This is a genomic window from Herbaspirillum seropedicae, from assembly GCF_001040945.1.
GTDB classification, from domain to species: Bacteria; Pseudomonadota; Gammaproteobacteria; order Burkholderiales; family Burkholderiaceae_D; genus Herbaspirillum; species Herbaspirillum seropedicae.
Window position 1 is genome coordinate 1,512,928 of record NZ_CP011930.1, and the last position, 15,735, is coordinate 1,528,662.

At 63.6% G+C, this 15,735-nt stretch carries 13 protein-coding genes; 8 read left to right on the plus strand and 5 right to left on the minus strand.

Annotated elements, in window-relative coordinates; all coding sequences use genetic code 11:
• The first annotated feature begins 207 nt into the window (after positions 1-207).
• From ACP92_RS06630 to ACP92_RS06655, 6 genes are all read left to right on the plus strand, one after another.
• Positions 208-822: a flavin reductase family protein gene (locus ACP92_RS06630; RefSeq protein WP_013233350.1), complete on the plus strand. Its 615-nt coding sequence runs from the start codon at positions 208-210 to the stop codon at positions 820-822.
• A 477-nt stretch (positions 823-1,299) separates the two neighbouring features.
• Positions 1,300-2,910 carry a methyl-accepting chemotaxis protein gene (locus ACP92_RS06635; protein ID WP_013233351.1) on the plus strand — a complete coding sequence of 537 codons (1,611 nt, stop codon included), beginning with the start codon at positions 1,300-1,302 and terminating at the stop codon, positions 2,908-2,910.
• A 93-nt stretch (positions 2,911-3,003) separates the two neighbouring features.
• Entirely contained in the window at positions 3,004-4,044 is a 1,041-nt protein-coding gene (locus ACP92_RS06640) for a porin (protein WP_013233352.1), read from the plus strand.
• Between the two features lie 30 nt (positions 4,045-4,074).
• The gene (locus ACP92_RS06645; RefSeq protein ID WP_013233353.1) at positions 4,075-5,112 is read left to right on the plus strand and encodes an XdhC family protein; all 1,038 of its coding nucleotides are present in this window, start codon (positions 4,075-4,077) and stop codon (positions 5,110-5,112) included.
• A 291-nt stretch (positions 5,113-5,403) separates the two neighbouring features.
• A complete protein-coding gene (locus ACP92_RS06650; protein WP_013233354.1) occupies positions 5,404-6,558 on the plus strand; it encodes an FAD-dependent monooxygenase in 1,155 nt (384 codons plus the stop codon).
• Positions 6,559-6,693: 135 nt separating this feature from the next.
• On the plus strand, positions 6,694-8,010 hold the full coding sequence (locus tag ACP92_RS06655) for an MFS transporter (protein ID WP_013233355.1): 1,317 nt from the start codon (positions 6,694-6,696) through the stop codon (positions 8,008-8,010).
• Positions 8,011-8,152: 142 nt separating this feature from the next.
• Here ACP92_RS06655 and ACP92_RS06660 read toward each other — a convergent pair whose 3' ends face one another.
• Positions 8,153-8,770 carry a nucleotidyltransferase family protein gene (locus ACP92_RS06660; RefSeq protein ID WP_013233356.1) on the minus strand — a complete coding sequence of 206 codons (618 nt, stop codon included), beginning with the start codon at positions 8,768-8,770 and terminating at the stop codon, positions 8,153-8,155.
• A gap of 403 nt (positions 8,771-9,173) precedes the next feature.
• Between ACP92_RS06660 and ACP92_RS06665 the strand changes: the two genes are divergently transcribed.
• Positions 9,174-10,721 carry a methyl-accepting chemotaxis protein gene (locus ACP92_RS06665; protein WP_013233357.1) on the plus strand — a complete coding sequence of 516 codons (1,548 nt, stop codon included), beginning with the start codon at positions 9,174-9,176 and terminating at the stop codon, positions 10,719-10,721.
• An 86-nt stretch (positions 10,722-10,807) separates the two neighbouring features.
• On the opposite strand, the gene ACP92_RS06670 is transcribed toward ACP92_RS06665, so the two are convergent.
• The gene (locus ACP92_RS06670; RefSeq protein WP_013233358.1) at positions 10,808-11,452 is read right to left on the minus strand and encodes a response regulator transcription factor; all 645 of its coding nucleotides are present in this window, start codon (positions 11,450-11,452) and stop codon (positions 10,808-10,810) included.
• Positions 11,453-11,765: 313 nt separating this feature from the next.
• Here ACP92_RS06670 and hpaC point away from each other — a divergent pair, with 313 nt between their 5' ends.
• The gene (hpaC, locus tag ACP92_RS06675) at positions 11,766-12,338 is read left to right on the plus strand and encodes a 4-hydroxyphenylacetate 3-monooxygenase, reductase component (RefSeq protein ID WP_013233359.1); all 573 of its coding nucleotides are present in this window, start codon (positions 11,766-11,768) and stop codon (positions 12,336-12,338) included.
• A 514-nt stretch (positions 12,339-12,852) separates the two neighbouring features.
• On the opposite strand, the gene ACP92_RS06680 is transcribed toward hpaC, so the two are convergent.
• The 3 genes from ACP92_RS06680 to ACP92_RS06690 are packed head-to-tail and all read right to left on the minus strand — an operon-like array spanning position 12,853 to position 15,657.
• Positions 12,853-13,809: a PDR/VanB family oxidoreductase gene (locus tag ACP92_RS06680; protein WP_013233360.1), complete on the minus strand. Its 957-nt coding sequence runs from the start codon at positions 13,807-13,809 to the stop codon at positions 12,853-12,855.
• Positions 13,810-13,864: 55 nt separating this feature from the next.
• On the minus strand, positions 13,865-14,365 hold the full coding sequence (locus ACP92_RS06685; RefSeq protein ID WP_013233361.1) for an aromatic-ring-hydroxylating dioxygenase subunit beta: 501 nt from the start codon (positions 14,363-14,365) through the stop codon (positions 13,865-13,867).
• Positions 14,366-14,370: 5 nt separating this feature from the next.
• Positions 14,371-15,657 (minus strand): aromatic ring-hydroxylating oxygenase subunit alpha, encoded by a 1,287-nt coding sequence (locus ACP92_RS06690; RefSeq protein WP_013233362.1) that lies wholly within the window; start codon positions 15,655-15,657, stop codon positions 14,371-14,373.
• Between the last annotated feature and the right edge of the window lie 78 nt (positions 15,658-15,735).

The following is a 15,735-nucleotide window of genomic DNA, read 5'->3' on the forward strand; positions in this document are numbered from 1 at the left end:
ATGAGTGGCTCGGCATGCCCTGGTCGCCGGCGGCGAGCAAAGGGCAGCTGTTGATTCTAATGTCCTGTTTGCCCGCTGTATACGTGGCAGAGGCCAGACCCGCTGCGGTCCCTGAGGAAGCCTTGGCGCGCTGGCGCGTCGGCGCGGTCCGTTTGGTGATGGGGGCAGGGCGTGTTGCTGTGGTTTTCATCGGAGAGGTAGGCAAGTATGTTGATTGATTTCGCAGGGCTCAAGCCCGTCGAGGCTTATGAATGGATGTCGTCGCTGATCGTGCCGCGGCCCATCGCCTGGGTCTCGACCCTGGATGCGCAGGGACGGGCGAACCTGGCGCCCTTCAGTTTCTTCCAGATGGTCACCGGCAAGCCGCCCACCTTGCTGATCTGTCCCTTGTTGCAGCGCGGCGGCAAGCTCAAGGATACGGTGCTCAATATCGATGAGCGCGGCGAGTTCGTGGTCAATCTCGCCGCACCCGCGCAGGCCGCGCAGCTCAATGAGACGTCCTTTCCCTTCGAGGCTGGCGTCAGCGAGTTCGAGGCCTGCGGCGTGACCGCCGCGCCCAGCCAGAGGGTGGCGCCGCCCCGCGTGGCGGCCGCTGCGGCCAGCTTCGAGTGCAAGCTGGCCATGCTGGAGCCGTACCCGCGCCACGCGCCGTCTTGCCATCTGGTGTTGGGCGAAGTGCTGGTCGCACACGTCCAGGATGACTTGCTCGATGCCGATGGCAAGCTCGATCCGGGCAAGGTCGATCTGCTCTTTCGCATGGGCGGCGAGTGGTATGGCCGCAGCATCAACGCCGCCAATTTCACCTTGCCGCGTCCACGCTGATCGGACTGGCCGTGCTGCTCCTGCAGAGGCGTCGTCGATCCATCGACGGCGCGCGCTGTTGCTGACACTCCATTGACGTTCTTGCATCCTGCTTGCCCACTCGGCGCAAGCAGAAACGCCAGCGCTGTCGCGATGTCGTGGTGCACAACGCACTGTGCTTGTGCAGTTTTCGCGTTTCGCATTAATATGGTGTATACATTATAAATAATAAATCTGTAAGCGGCTTTGGAATCGCCGTGGAGACAAGCTGGATTCCCTGTTATATCCCCATTTAATCCATATTAATCCGGCCTTGGCGCTGCCTTCTTGCGCTCGGTCAAAGCTGGTCTATATTTTGCTTACACGCTAAATATAGAGTGTGTGCGTCATAAAAAATAATTGGTGAGTCGCGCTTGCGCCATCCCGTTGGTATGGACCGAGGATGTTGCGCGAGAACTGCCGTCAGCATGATCTGGCGGCGCCGCACAGGAGAGGAAGATGTTGTCGCTACCCGCTACGCAAGATCCACGGCTGCCGGTGCTCGGCCATGGAAACGAGGATGTCCAGGCCGACATGGCCTTGGGCGAGGATGAGTATCTGATCACCCGCACCGACATCGAGGGGCGGATGGTCTATGTCAATGCGGCCTTCGTCAGGCGCAGCGGCTACGCCGCTGATGAGTTGCTGGGGCAGCCGGCCAGCATGATGTATGCGCCTGATACGCCGCCCGAACTGGGTGCGGACCTGTGGCGTACGGTCAAGGCGCGCGGTGCGTGGACCGGGGTGATGCGTCATCGCGGCAAGGATGGCCGCTGCTTCTGGGCCAGGGCCACCATCACCCGCACCATGGTCGATGGTGCGCACGTCGGCCATACCACCGTGCGCACCCGCGCCGCCGATCACGAGGTGCGCCGGATGCGCGCCTTCACCGCTGCGCGCCGACGCGGCGCGGGACGCTGGTGGGAACTGCGGGAAGGGCGGCTGGGCTTGCGCGGCATAGGCCGCTTGCTGCGTATCAGCCTCAGCCCCACGCTGGCCTGGCGCATGCGTTTTGCCCAAGGCCTCAATGCTGCGCTGCTGCTGGTGGCGCTGCTCTGGTTGACGGGTTCGGGTGGTGCGGCCGGATGGCAGGGGGTGGTGATCGTGCTGCTCGCGCTCTGGCAGGTGCTGGTGCTGGCGCTGGCGGCGCGACGCGTGAGCCGGCCGGTGGAGGGGATGTTGAGGCATGCGCGCAGCATCGGCGCGGGCGATCTCACGCAGGTGGTGGCTCAGCAGGGTGGCCGCGATGACGAGGTCGCCCGCCTGGCGATGAGCATGGATGTGATGCAGAAGAGCCTGGCCAGCCTGGTGCGCGACTTGCGCGAAGGCGTGGCCACGGTGGGCGGGGCGGCAGCGGAAATTTCCGACGCCAACATGGACCTGGCGGCCCGCACCGAAGAGACCGCTGCCGCCGTCGAGCAAAGCGCCCATCGCATGGCCGAGCTGGACAGCGCCGTGCAGCGCAATGCCGTCAGCGCCGGCCAGGCGCACGGGCTGGCCACGGCGTCGGTGCAGGCCGCTGAAGCCGGCAGCGAGCTGGTGCGTCAGGTGATCGGCAGCATGGATGAGATCTCACGCAGCGCCAGCGGCATTGCCGAGATTTCCTCGGTGATCGAGGGCATTGCCTTCCAGACCAACATCCTGGCCCTCAATGCCGCCGTCGAGGCGGCGCGCGCCGGGGCGCACGGACGCGGGTTTGCCGTGGTGGCCAGCGAAGTGCGCAGCCTGGCCCAGCGCAGCAGCGATGCGGTGCGCCAGATCAGCCAGTTGCTGGCGCGCTCGGGCAGCGATGTGGCCAATGGCGTGAACCTGGCAGGCCAGGCGGGCGAGAGCCTGGAACAGATTGTCGGGCTGGCGCGCAAGGTCGGCGTGACCGTCGGCGAGATCAGTGAGGCCTCGCGCCAGCAAGGCGGCGAGATCACGCACATCAATCAGGTCATTGGACAGATCGACGACGCTGTGCGCCAGAACGCTGCCATGGTCGAGCAGGCGGCCGCTGCCGCTGCGGCGCTGGCCGAGCAGAGCCGGCGGCTGGAGCAGTCGGTGGCGATGTTCCGTACGCGCCAGTAGGCGCGGCAAGGATTTCCAGAAGAAGCCCGGTCGACCGGGACGGCAAGGCAGTGGCGGTACCTCCAACACATCAAATCAAAGGGATGAAGAAACATGAAAAAGGCATGGGCAGTCGGCGTGGCAAGTCTGTTGTGCGCGGGTGGCGCGCTGGCGCAATCCAACGTCACCCTCTATGGCGTGATCGATACCTACATGGGTTACACCAATGCGACCGGCAAGGGCTCGGTGGCCTCGCTGGACAGTGGCGGCTACCAGGCCAGCCGGGTGGGTTTCAAGGGCAGCGAAGACCTGGGCGGCGGACTGCGCGCCAACTTCCAGATGGAAAATGGCTTTGCTTCCGATAGCGGGGCCATGCACGATAGCACCCGTCTGTTCAACCGCCAGTCCTGGGTCGGCCTGGGCAACGAGCTGGGCGAGTTGCGCCTGGGACGGCAGAATTCGCCGGGCTTCCTGATGATCGCGCGCCTGGACGCCTTTGCGGGCGCGACCTATGCGTCCTTCCTCAACAACGTCTCGGCCTACACGCCGCGCTACGACAACGTGATCGGCTACCTCTCGCCGGTGATGCGCGGCTTCAGGGTGCAGGCCTACTATGGGCTGGGTGAGCAGACCGCGCCGCGCAACGGCCTGTCCACCGCCATGCTGGCGGGGGAGTATGAGAGCGGCCCGCTCTACCTGGGTGTGAGCAGCTCGGCCCAGAACAGCGCCAATGACAACATCACCATCCGCTCCACCTTTGCCGGCGGCGCCTATGATTACGGCAGCGGCAAGGTCTTCCTCGGCTATTACCGTGGCAACAACCTGGGTGCGGCGGCCAGTGCCAATACGCCCGGTTCGTACTACAGTGCCTATTCGCTGTCGGCCAACTATCGCCTGACTGGCCAGGCCACGCTCGGCGCTGGCTATGGCTGGGCCAAGGACAGCACCGGTGCGGGCCGCAATGCGCGCCAGTTCAGCCTGATCGGCACCTATGACCTGTCGCGCCGGACCATGCTCTACGCCACCTATGCTCACCTGGCCAACAACAATGGCGCGAGCTTCTCGCTGGCGGGTGCGGCGCCGATCACCAAGAATGCGCCGGTCTCGGGTGGCACGGTCAATGGGGTTCAGGTGGGTATCCGCCATCTGTTCTGAGTTTGTGATGTTCTGAAGAGGAGTCAAGCAATGGACAGCATCGACCTCGATGTACTCAAGCGCAGTCAGCAGTGGCTTGAGGCTGGCCGTGGCGTGTTGCTGGCCACGGTGGTGCGCACCTGGGGTTCGGCGCCACGGCCGGTCGGGGCGATGCTGGCCTTGCGTGACGATGGTGCGCTGGTGGGATCGGTCTCGGGCGGTTGCATCGAGGATGATCTCATTGCCAGCGTGCAGCGCGATGGCATCGTGCCGCAGCGGCCGGGGCGGCTGGTCTATGGCGTCGATGCCGACCAGGCGCATCGCTTTGGCCTGCCCTGTGGTGGCACCCTGGAGCTGGTGACCGAACCCTTGTCGGCGCAGAGCCGCATCGGCGAGTTGCTGTCCATGCTGGCCGAAGGGCGCTTGGTGCACCGGCGGCTTTGCCTGCGCAGTGGCGAGGTGCGTCTGGAGTCGGCACCTGCGGGCAGCAGCCTGCAGGTGGATGCGCATGCGCTGGTGACGGTGCATGGTCCGCGCTATCGCCTGCTGGTCATCGGTGCGGGAGAGCTGTCGCGCATCCTCTGTGCGATGGCGCTGGCGCTGGATTTCCAGGTGACGGTCTGTGATCCGCGCAGCGAGTACCTCGATCAGTGGGACCTGGCGGGCGTGGAGCTGGTGCGCAGCATGCCCGACGACACCGTGGATGCGATGCAGCCCGATGCCTGTTCGGCCGTGCTGGCCTTGACGCACGATCCCAAGCTCGATGACCTGGCGCTGATGCAGGCGCTCAAGACGCCGGCCTTCTATGTCGGTGCGCTCGGTTCGCGCGCCAACAACCATGCCCGACGCGAGCGGCTGCGGCTGTTCGATCTCACTGCTGCGCAGCTGCAGGCGCTGCGCGGACCCGTGGGGATCTTCATCGGCAGCAAGACACCCGCCGAGATCGCCATTTCTGTCATGGCCGAGATCGTGGCCGTGCGTAATGGCGTATTGCTGCCACGCGTGTGGGGTGTTGAAGAGGCCAAGTCGCTGCGTGGGGCGCCTGCTGCTGAGTCTTCGGGAAGTGCGTGCAGATTGCGTCATGGGTAGGGATGGCGAGTCTGGGGCAATCTTTGTCCGATTCCTGTAAACAATAATGTGTACGCTTTAAATTGCGTTGTGCGGGATCTTGTTTCATGGCGCCCGTGCGCTCCCCGTATGGCCGCACCAGTATGGGGTTGTTATGCCTATTAATGGGCGTAAATTGCACTGCAATGCAGCAAGAAAAATCTCTTCGATAAACATCTATTCTTTTAAAAATAGAGTGTGTACACTGTATTTAATTCGACGTGTACCGGATTTCTCGTCGTAGGTTTTTCCCCATTTCGCAAGGAGATCAGTGTGTCCAATTCCCCTCGTATCGCCGTCGTCGGCGCTGGCTTGGGTGGTGCGGCAACCGCCGCGCTGCTGTTGCAGGAAGGTTTCAATGTGCGCGTCTATGAGCAGGCGCCCGGTTTCTCGCGCCTGGGTGCGGGCATCCACGTTGGGCCCAACGTCATGAAGGTGCTGCGCCGCATTGGCATCGAGGATGAGATGAACCGCCAGGGTTCCCGTCCCGATTTCTGGTACAGCCGTCACTGGCAGACTGGCGACGTGCTGGCGCAGATTCCGCTGGGTGACTACGCGGTCAAGCACTATGGCGCGTCCTACCTGACGGTGCACCGGGGCGACTTCCACGAGCTGCTGATCAAGGCGCTGCCCAGCGAGCGCCTGAGCTTCGGCAAGTGCCTCACCAAGGTGGAGGACCGTGGCGATGTGGTGATCCTCAGCTTTGCCGATGGCACTACTGAAGAAGCCGATATCGTCATCGGCGCCGATGGCGTGAACTCGCGCATCCGCGAAGAACTGCTGGGGGTGGAGCCGCCCAAGTACGCCGGCTACCTGGCGCACCGCGCGGTCTTCCCCACGCCCGAACTCAAGGCCGGCATGCTGCCCTTCGATGCCTGCGTGAAGTGGTGGAGCGATGACCGTCACATGATGGTCTACTTCGTCACCAGCAAGGCCAACGAGCTTTACTACGTGACCGGCGTGCCGGTGGAGAAATGGGATCTGAACGACCGCTGGCTGCCCTCGAGCAAGGAAGAAATGCGCGAGACCTTCCACGGCTGGCATCCGACCGTACAGGCGCTGGTGGACGCGACCGTGGAAGTGACCAAGTGGTCCTTGCTGGAACGCGATCCGCTGCCGCTGTGGAGCCGTGGCCGTCTGGTGCTGCTGGGCGACGCCTGCCACCCGATGAAGCCGCACATGGCCCAGGGCGCCGCCATGGCCATCGAGGATGGCGCCATGCTGGCGCGCTGCTTCAAGGAAGTGGGCGTGAGCAACTACGCCGATGCCTTCGCGCTCTACGAAGCCAATCGCGCCGCCCGCGCCAGCAAGGTGCAGCGCATCTCGCATGACAATACCTGGCTGCGCACCAATGAAGATCCGTCCTGGTGCTTTGGCTACGACGTTTTCACCGAGCCGCTGGTCTCGCCCAGCAAGGCTGCCGCCTGAGCGCTTGGTTGATTGACCGCCGGGCCCGCTTCGAGGGAAAGCGAGGAAGGCCCGGCTCTTGCATCGTGTCGCCGGTCACCACCGGTACGGTAGCCAGGACGCCTGGCGCCGTTTTGAACATTTGAGGAGAGTTGCATGTCCACGCTACCCGCGTCAGTGGAACAGGGGCTACAGGCCGCCGGGGTCGGGAAGTTCCAGTATCGCTTGTTCGTCATCTTCGGTCTGGTCTGGCTGGCCGATGCGATGCAGGTCCTGTCCATCGGCTTCTCGGCGCCGACCATCGCCAAGACCTTCGGCCTGACCGTGCCGCAGGCACTGCAGACCGGCACCATGTTCTTTGTCGGCATGCTGCTGGGCGCGTTCGTCTTTGGCCGCCTGGCCGACCGCATCGGCCGCCGTCCGGTGCTCATGGGGGCGGTGGTGATCGATGCCTGCTTCGGCGTGGCCTCGGCCTTCGCGCCTGATTTCACCTGGCTCTTGGCCTTGCGCCTGCTGACCGGGATCGGCGTGGGCGGCACGCTGCCGGTGGACTACACCATGATGGCCGAATTCCTGCCCAGTGCGCGACGCGGGCGCTGGCTGGTGATGCTGGAATCGTTCTGGGCCATCGGCACCATCTGCCTGGCCGTGCTGGCGCTGGTGGCGGTGAGCTGGGGCAATGACGCCTGGCGCGTGATCTTCTTCGTCACCGGCCTGCCGGCCCTGGTGGGCGTGGTATTGCGCTTCTATGTGCCGGAGTCGCCGATGTATCTCAACCGCAGCGGCAAGTCCGACGCCGCGCGCCAGGTGCTGGAGCGGGTGGCCAAGGTCAATGGCAGCAGCACGCCGATCCCGCCGCTGCAACCCGAGGTGGTGGAGCGCAAGCCCATGAGCGCGCTGTTCTCGGCTGCCCTGCGCCGCCGCAGCCTGTCGCTGTACCTGGCCTGGGGCTTGATCTCGATTGCCTACTATGGGGTGTTCGTCTATCTGCCGGTCAAGCTGGGTTCGGAAGGCTTCGGTTTCATGCGTGGCCAGATCTTCCTGATCTTCCTGGCGCTGGTGCAGTTACCCGGTTATGCGTTGTCGGCCTATGGGGTGGAGCGCTGGGGCCGCAAGCCCACGCTGGTGGGTTTCCTGGTGCTCTCGGCGGTGGGCTGCATGCTCTACAGCCTGGGCAAGGACCCCATGCTGGTGGTCGGTTCCACGCTGTTGTTGAGTTTTTCCCTGCTGGGTACCTGGGCCGCGCTGTACGCCTTCACGCCCGAGGTCTATCCCACCGACCTGCGCGCCAGCGGCATGGGCACGGCCGGCGCGGTGGCCCGCTTTGGCGGCCTGTTCGCCCCGGCCATCGTGGCGCCCGTCATGGCCAGCCATTTCACGCTGGCGCTGGCGATGCTGTCGGCCTTCCTGGTGGCAGGCGCCGTGGCCATTCTTTGCGTGGATGTGGAGTCGCGCAATCGTGCGCTGGAGTAGTGGAGACTGCGCGCCAGTCCTCTGGCCGGTTCAAGGAGAGCCACCGCATGCGGTGGCTTTTTTTGTTGCTGCGCTGACTGGCCACGGCAGTTCATTAAGTTCTTTTGAGAGGCGGCCGGAAATTCTGTCGGCTGGGAATCTGTCATCTCTGAGATTGCGCCAGCACCCGCACCCGGCGCAGATCCTCTGCCGTATCCACATCGGCAAAGATGCCCTCGTCCATCACCTCCAGTTCCGTCACCGGATGTGTCTTCAGCAAGGCGCGTGCGCCCTGGTCGCCGTGCAAGGCCAGCAGGGCGTCCAGGTGAGCGCGTCCGAATCCGACCGGGTGGCCGCGCCGGCCCTGCATGACCGGGGCCACGATGGGCGCGCCGGCGGCCAGCGCGTCGCGCAGCAGGCAGAGGGTGGACAGGTCCACGCACGGCATGTCGGCCAGCGCCACCAGCCAGCCCGAGGCCTGTGCGCTGTGCTGCACGCCGCATCGCAAGGACGCGCTCATTTCCCGCGATGACGCTGGCGCGGGCATGCAGACCGCGCAGCCTTGCGCGCGCAGGGCCTCGGCCAGCGCGCCCGGTCCGGGCACCACGGCCAGCACCGGCATCACCTCCAGCAACGCGGCCGCGGCCGCAGTGGCGACCATGCCTGGCCGTCCGTCATGGTGCGGGAAGGCTTGCAGCAGCTTCTCTTCGCGCGCATCGAAGCGGCTGCCGCGGCCAGCTGCCAGGAGCAGGGCGATGGGTGGGGAGGAGGGGATGGTCATGGAGTCTGGGCGGAAGGAATGCCGGCGGGAAGGTGCTATTGTGCCCAACTTATCGCACTGCCGCTTCCTCGGCGGAGATGCGCTCAGGTGGCGTTTCGACCACGCTGGAGCAGGTCGCCAACAGATGTTTATGTTTTTTATTTCATAACATTTTCATCTCCCCTGTGTTCTGCACGCCACGCTGCACGCTGCTTTACCGCTATGCCTTGCTTTTTCGGCATGGGACATTTCTTAATTTTGATATAGTCGGCAACGTAAGGCACTTCTAGAATCGATTGCGTGACAGCAACGCAGGCACCAGTCTTGCTAGCTCGGCATGGGGGGCAAGCCGGCTGGGACGGAAGCAGGGTGGGATCCGTCCCCCGGGATGCCGGGAATAACGCGGAAGCGATGGAAAGAATCAATGATCAAGGACATACGTATCGGCTCGCGCCTGGGGGCGGGCTTTGCGGTAGTGCTGGTGTTTTCGATGGTGGTGGCGGCCGTGGGGATATGGCGGCTCAAGACCGTGGCGGTGCAGACCCAGCAGATGATGGACGTGCCGCTCAAGACCGAACGCCTGGTCTCGCAATGGAACACGCTGCTGTTGATCGCCATCCAGCGCACCACCACCGTGGTCAAGAGCCACGATCCTGAACTGGAAGCCTTCCTTGCCAAGGAGGCCGCGGCCTCCAGCAAGGAATCGGCCCAGACCCTCAAGGATGTGGAGCAACTGCTGGCCAGCGAGGAAGAAAAGAAGATGTTTGCGGCCATCAATGTGGCGCGCAAACAATTCCTGACCATTCGTGACCAGATCTACGCGGCCAAGAAGCAGGGCGACGCGGCCCAGGTCGAGGAGCTCTACCAGAAGCAATATGTGGGCATCGCCAAGTCCACCCAGGACGCCATGCGCGCCCTGCTGGACTTCGAGCGCGCCCGCATCGACCAGATTTCCGCCCAGATCCAGCAGGACGCCTCATCGAGCCAGCACCAGATCATGCTGCTGGAAGTGGTGATCCTGCTGTGCGGCATTGCCTTCGCGGTCTTGCTCACGCGCAGCATCACCCGGCCCGTGCATGTGGCGCTGGCCATTTCCCAGCGCGTTGCCGCAGGCGACCTGACCTCGCGCGCCCAGGCGATGGGGCGCGACGAACTGGGCCAGCTGGTGGCGTCGCTGCAAGGCATGAGCGAGCGCCTGCATGGCGTGGTCTCGACCGTGCGCCATGGCGCCGACAGCATTGCCATGGCTTCCGGCGAGATCGCCAATGGCAACCTGGATCTCTCGGCCCGGACCGAAGAACAGGCCGGCGCGCTGGAACAGACGGCGGCGTCCATCGAAGAACTGACTTCCAGCGTACGCACCAATTCCGACAATGCGCACCAGGCCAATGAACTGGTCAGCACCGCCGCGTCAGTGGCGGGCCAGGGCGGCGCGGTGATGGATCAGTTGATCTCCACCATGGCCACCATCAATGATTCCTCGCGCAAGATCGTGGACATCATCGGGGTGATCGATGGCATCGCCTTCCAGACCAATATCCTGGCCCTGAACGCCGCCGTCGAAGCAGCCCGCGCCGGCGAGCAGGGGCGCGGCTTTGCGGTGGTGGCTTCCGAAGTGCGGGCGCTGGCCCAGCGTTCGGCGGCGGCGGCCAAGGAAATCAAGCAGCTCATCGACGATTCGGTGGGCAAGGTCAGCGCCGGCAGCACGCTGGTGGAGCAGGCCGGCAAGACCATGCAGGAAGTGGTGGGCAGCGTGCAGGGTGCGCATACGCTGGTGGGCGAGATCAGTACCGCCAGCCGCCAGCAGGCCGAAGGCATCCACCAGGTCAACCAGGCCGTGGGACAGATGGATGGCGTGACCCAGCAGAACGCCGCGCTCGTGGAGCAAGCCGCGGCGGCCGCCAAGTCGCTGGAAGACCAGGCTGCGCAACTGAAGCGGGCAGTGGCCTTCTTCTCCCTGCAGGCAGCATAAAGCCGCCGCCGGCCCGTCCGGGCCGGCGCGATGCGTTTCGGCGGGGGTAGGCTGCCTTGGGCAGCCTCAAGCAGCCTTAAGCAGCTTTATGCAGCCTTAGGCAGCCGCAGGAAGTCGCTGCCGAAATCCATCAGCACGTCACGCACCAGCGTGGCCGTGCTCTGGCAGCCCAGCTTGTCCTTCACACTGGCGCGATGCACGTCCACCGTCTTGACGCTGATATTGAGTTCGCGGGCGATGAGCTTGCTGGACTGGCCCATGATGACCTTTTCCAGGATCTCGCGTTCACGCGCGGTCAGCGTCTTCAGGCGCGCCTTGAGCTGCTGGCGACGCGTGCGGGCCTGCATGTTGCCGGCCACGTGCTTGAGCGTCATCTGGATGCGCTCCAGCATCTGCTGGGAGTTGTAGGGTTTTTCCAGGAAGTCGACCGCGCCGTTGTGCAGTGCGCGCACCGACATCGGGATGTCGCCGTGTCCGGAGACAAAGATCACCGGAATGTCGGCGCCGATCTCCTTCAAGCGATCCTGCAGCTGGAAGCCGCTGATCTCGGGCATGCGCACATCCAGGATCAGGCAGGACAGGCTGTTGGCGTCGTAGGCCTTGAGAAAGGCTTCCGGTCCTTCGAAGCATTCGGTGCGGATGTTGACCGAGCTCAGCAGCCAGGCCAGCGACGTGCGCACGGCTTCGTCATCATCAACGATGTAGACCACCGGCGGGTTGGTTTCCATCATTACTCCTCGTCTCGTCAAAATGGAGCCGGTGTGCACCGGCGCTATTTCCGACCCTCTCGATTTCTTGATGGTCCGGTCGGCACAAATCAAAACACCACGTTTTGATCTATGCAAAAAACAGGCCTGAAATTCTTGGGATCAGCGACACTTTAACACTGCCACCGGGGGTGTGATCTAGGTATTTTTACCTAGATGGTCTGCCGCAATCCCCGGTGGGGCGGGCATGTGGCACGCATTGTCTGCACCATGGGCATGCCTTAACCTGCTGTTATCGAGCGCCGTGCATCATCGGCGTGCAAACCAGGGAGTCCCCATGAGCGCCAACGCAGTGCAAACCGCCACCGTCCATCCATCCACCTCCGCTGCCAGCGCGGCCCGTCCAGCGCTGGCGCCGGAGCAGCTGGAATTCCGTCATGCCATGGCGCACCTGCCGGCGGCGGTGTCCATCATCACCACCAACGGCGAGGGCGGCCGCTGCGGCATCACCGCCAGTGCGGTGTGTTCGGTCACCGATACGCCGCCCACCATCCTGGTCTGCATCAACCGCAGCAGCGCCATGCATGAGGTGTTCAGGAAGAATGGGCGGCTCTGCGTGAACGTGCTCTCGGACGAACTGGAACAACTGGCCATGCATTTCTCCGGTGCAACCAAGGTCCCCATGGAGGAACGTTTCGCCTGGGATATCTGGGAGCAGCCGGGCGAACTGGATCAGCCGGTGCTGGCTGATGCGCTGGTGAAACTGCAGGGGCGCATCCGCGAGTTCAAGGAAGTGGGCACTCACTCCGTCATGTTCGTCGAGCTGGCCGAGGTCAAGGTCAATGAGAAGAAGGATAGCCTCATCTACTTCAACCGGTTGTTCCATAAGGTCAAGCGCACAGCGCTGTAAATCTTTTAGCAAGGATACAAAGATGAATGCCGTTCAGCGTAATGCTGAACGGCATTCATGCTTTTGCGCGTGTCTGTTTGCTTAATAAAAAGACCGTTCGGACAGAGAGGGAGTCGATGCAGTCCTTATACCGTTCGGACTGAGTCGTCGCGCAGCGGCGTATCGAAGACGCACCAGGGCCGCAACCAGCGCTGCGCCTTCGATACGGCCCTGCGGGCCTACTCAGTCCGAACGGAAGGAGATAGGGACGATGCAACCCCGATACCGTTCGGACTGAGTAGCCGCGCAGCGGCGTATCGAAGACGCACCAGGGCCGCAACCAGCGCTGCGCCTTCGATACGGCCCTGCGGGCCTACTCAGTCCGAACGGAAGGAGATAGGGACGATGCAACCCCGATACCGTTCGGACTGAGTAGCCGCGCAGCGGCGTATCGAAGACGCATTCATGGTCGCAACCAGCGCTGCGCCTTCGTACGGCCCTGCGGGCCTACTCAGTCCGAACGGTCTATGGGGCCTCAGAGATCCAGCACCAGCATCCCCGACCTGGCCCGCGAGACGCAAGTGCAGATCTGGTCATTGGCCGCCTTCTCCTTCTTGGACAGGCAATTGTCGCGATGATCCGGTTCGCCCTCCAGCAGCGGCACCACGCAGGTGCCGCAAATGCCTTCGCGGCAGGAAGTATCGATGACGATGCCCTCGCGCGCCAGGATGTCGACGATGGGAATGCCCACCGGAATCTGCACCACCTTGCCCGAGCTGGCCAGCTTGACCTCGAAGGCGCCATCGCCGCCCGCTGCAGCCGGGGCCGCCGGCGCGGCCTGGAAGTGCTCCAGGTGGATGGCCTCTTCGCTGCGCGTGGCGGACGCGCACTTGACCACGGCGTCCATGAAGGGCGCAGGGCCGCAGGTGTAGACGTGGGCTTCTTTGCTGCCGGCTTCCAGGCAGACGGTGAGGTAATGCTCCATCTGCGCCGGCATGACGGCATAGTGGAAGCGCACATGCGCGGCAAAGGGCGCATTCTCCAGCAGGTCGGCAAAGGCCGCATGTTCGCGCGCGCGCACGAAGTAGTGCAGCGTGAAGCGCTTCTCTTCGGCCCACAGGCGATAGGCCATCGCCAGCAGGGGCGTAACGCCAATGCCGGCGCCAAAGAGCAGATGCTCCGGGGCGCTGGCGTCAAGCGCGAAGAGGTTGCGCGGTGTGCCCACTTCCAGCTCCATGCCCGCCTTGACCACATCGTGCAGCGCCGCCGAGCCGCCGCGCGAGGCGCTCTCGCGCTTGACGGCGATGGTGTAGCCGCAACGGTCTTCCAACGGTCCGCACAGCGAGTATTGGCGCATGATCCCGGTCGGCCCGGTGACGTCGATGTGCGCGCCCGGCTCATAGGCCGGCAGCGGTGCGCCATCGGCGCGCACCAGGCGGAAGGAACGGATGTCGCCGGTTTCGTCGGTGAGGGTGTCTACGATCAGTTTCATGAGGCCAATACTCGTCGGTTACTCGTCGGTTCGATGCGGATTGCGGTGCCGCAGTTCAGAGCAGGAAGCCCAGGGCGTTGAGGCTGTCCATGGAGTTGATCAGGCGGATCACCTTCTGCTCGATCTTCGGACCCTGCGGCGTAAAGCGCAGGCGGTGCGTGACATTGGCCACGAACATGGTGTGCTGCTGGCGCTTGTAGCCCACCAGCACCTGGGCCGAATTGATTTCCACCAGTTCTTCCGACAGATGCACCGGCGCGAAGCGCGAGACCGTGCGCACGGTGGCCGCCGCATCCACCGCCGACATCGCATGCCCCGAGGTCAGGCGCTCGATGCGGATCTTGCGCATGTGGGCATTGTCGTAGGCGTAGTTCAGGGTGGCGGCGTAGTCGGTGGTCTCCGGATCGATCGGCACGACGTAGTAGCCATCTTCGCTCCACAGGTCTTGCCAGGCGGCGTAGTCCTTGCGGTCCAGCAGTTCGGCTTCCTTCCAGATGAAGGCGATGGCGCGCGCCATCGGTGCGGGGAGGCCTTGCAGGGTGTCTTGTTGGCTCATGGTGATCACTTCTCCATCATCTTTTTCCACATGGCATAGGCTTCGCGCATGCCGGTTTCATCGGTCGAGTGCGACACCTTGTCGCCGTTGTCGTCCACCCACTCACGGTTCAGGCCGCGGTTGACCAGGATGGGCGCATCGCGGCCGGCGTGGGAGCCGGCCTGCACGCGTTCCCAGGCTTCGGCGTCATCGGGGCTGCCGAAGCCGAACGGGCCCTGGAAGTGTTCGTGGATGCGCAGGCGTTCGCGGTTGGCGATCTCGGGTCCGCCATCCATGCCCAGGGCGACGTGGCGGATCTGCGTCTCGCCCACCGACACCGGATGCAGCACCCGGAAGAAGGACATCGACATGGCCACATTGGGGAACAGGTTCAGGTTGAAGCCCGCGCCATGGAGCGACCGCACGATGCGGCGCACCTGTTCGGGCGGCATGGTCTTGGACAGTTCTTCGGTCACATGGGCAAAGCGTTCCTGCAATTGCTCGCTGCCGTCATCCACGTCCAGGTCCACGTGCTCGGGCACCATGATCATGACGCTATGGCCATTGCCCAGCGAGCGGGTGATGGATTGATCATCGGTCATGAAGGAGAGCATCTCGGAGGTCTCTTCATCCACCGACGACAGGAAGGTCTTGTGCACCACCGGGAAGTGATAGCCATCGGTGGTGTTTTCCAGCTGGATCTTCCAGTTGCCCTTGAAGCTGAACTTGTGCTCGCCCTGCACCTTGATGGGGAAGCCCGCGCCCTGCTTCATGAACAGGTCGATCCACTTCTTGGCGTGGCCGAGGAAGTCCGACAGCGGTTCGATCTCCTGGTTGAAGGAGGCGAAGATCATGCCGTGGTAGCTTTCGCAGCGCAGGCTTTGCAGCGGCAGGTCGGCCTTCTCGATCACGTCTTCATAGCCTTCCGGATAGGGCAGGCCGCGCAGCTTGCCATCCAGGCCATAGGACCAGCTGTGGTAAGGACAGGTGAAACCGGTGGCATTGCCCTTGTGCTTTTCGCAGACGGTGGCGCCGCGATGGCGGCAACGGTTTTCCAGCACGTTGATCTTGCCGGTCTTGTCGCGCACCACGATGACCGGCTGGCGGCCGATCTGGGCGGTCTTGAAGTCGCCGGGGTTCTTGATCTCGCTTTCATGGGCGACCCAGATCCAGGTCTTGTAGAAGATCTTGTCCATCTCCGCTTCGAAGAGGGCCGGATCAGTGTAGAGCGAAGGATCCACCACCGCATCCTGGACCAGGTCGGCATAGGATGAATCGGTCTTGCGCGGGTGGAAGCGTAGCGGTGCGTTCATGGCTTTCTCCAGTGGCTTGCTGTCGTTGTCGGTGTTGATCTTGTTGCGAGCTTGTTACGGTCTGGTGACGGTCTGGTA